Genomic DNA, 1,448 nt, shown 5'->3' on the forward strand with positions numbered 1-1,448 from the left:
ATGTTGGCGGTCAGCCCCGTGGGTTGGACCAATGTTGGCGGTCAGCCCCGTGGGTTGGACCACGGTGTAATTGCCGGCATCGGCTCCGCCCAGCGTGTAGCCGGTGACGGTCACGGCCTTGCCGCTGCCCACATTCTTGTTGGCAAAAGCGCCACTTCCACCGCCAACCGTCACAACATCACCCCCCAGGGCCGTAACAGCCGCCGTTCCGTTGAGAGTCGCGGTGGTCGTTGCGTCGTAGACCTTGTTGTTGGCGCCTACGCCGGTAACAGCCAGGCTGGCTGGCGTGATGTTCGCGGTCAGCSCCGTGGGTTGCACCACGGTGTAGTTGCCGGCGTCCGCACCGCTCAGCGTATAGCCGGTAACAGTCACAGCCTTGCCATTGCCCACATTCTTGTTGGCGAAGCTGCCGCTGCCCGTGCCGGCCACGGCCACGACGTCACCGCCCAGGGCCGTGACGGCTGCCGTTCCGTTGAGTGTCGCCGCGGTGGTCGTGTCGTAGACTTTGTTGTTCGCGCCTACGCCGGTAACAGCCAGGCCAGCCGGCGTGATGTTCGCGGTCAATCCCGTGGGTTGCACCACGGTGTAGTTGCCGGCGTCGGCACCGCCCAGTGTGTAACCGGTGACAGTGACGGTCTTGCCGTTGCCCACATTCTTGTTGGCRAAGGTGCCGCTGCCACCGCCAACCGTCACCACATCACCGCTCAGGGCCGCGACGGCCGCCGTGCCATTGAGTGTGGCGGTGGTGGTGGTGTCGTAGACCTTGTTGTTTGCGCCTACACCCGTGACAGCCAGGCTGGCCGGCGTGATGTTGGCCGTGACAGCTGTGGGTTGAACCACGGTGTAGTTGCCGGCATCAGCACCGCCCAGTGTGTAGCCGGAGACGGTGACGGTCTTGCCATTGCCAACATTCTTGTTGACGAAATTACCGCTGCCGGTGCCCCCCACCGTCACAGTATCGCCACCCAGGGCCGTAACGGCGGCTGTTCCACTCAGCGTGGCCGTGGTGGCGGTGTCATAGACCTTGTTGTTTGCACTCACACCCGTCACCGCCAGGCTCGCCGGCGTGATATTGGCGGTCACCGCCGTGGGCTGCACCACGGTGTAGTTACCGGCGTCTGCTCCACCCAGTGTGTAGCCGGTGACAGTCACCGCCTTGCCATTGCCCACATTCTTGTTGGCGAAGGTGCCGCTGCCGATGCCACCCACCGTCACGGTATCGCCGCCCAGGGCTGTAACGGCCGCTGTTCCGCTGAGCGTGGCCGTGGTGGTGGTGTCGTAGACCTTGTTGTTTGCGCCTACACCCGCGACAGTCAAGCTGGCCGGTGTGATATTGGCGGTCAAGCTCGTGGGTTGCACCACGGTGTAGTTGCCGGCGTCGGCACCGCCCAGCGTGTAGCCGGTCACAGTCACCGCCTTGCCATTGCCCACATTCTTGTTGGTGAAGG

At 64.0% G+C, this 1,448-nt stretch carries 1 protein-coding gene; it reads right to left on the reverse strand.

Annotated elements, in window-relative coordinates; genetic code table 11:
• A partial coding sequence (locus tag AC1DWI_RS22990; protein ID WP_477725891.1) for a beta strand repeat-containing protein occupies nucleotides 1-1,448 on the reverse strand: 1,448 nt, incomplete at both ends.

It is taken from the genome of Polaromonas sp. P3_C2, assembly GCF_056402675.1.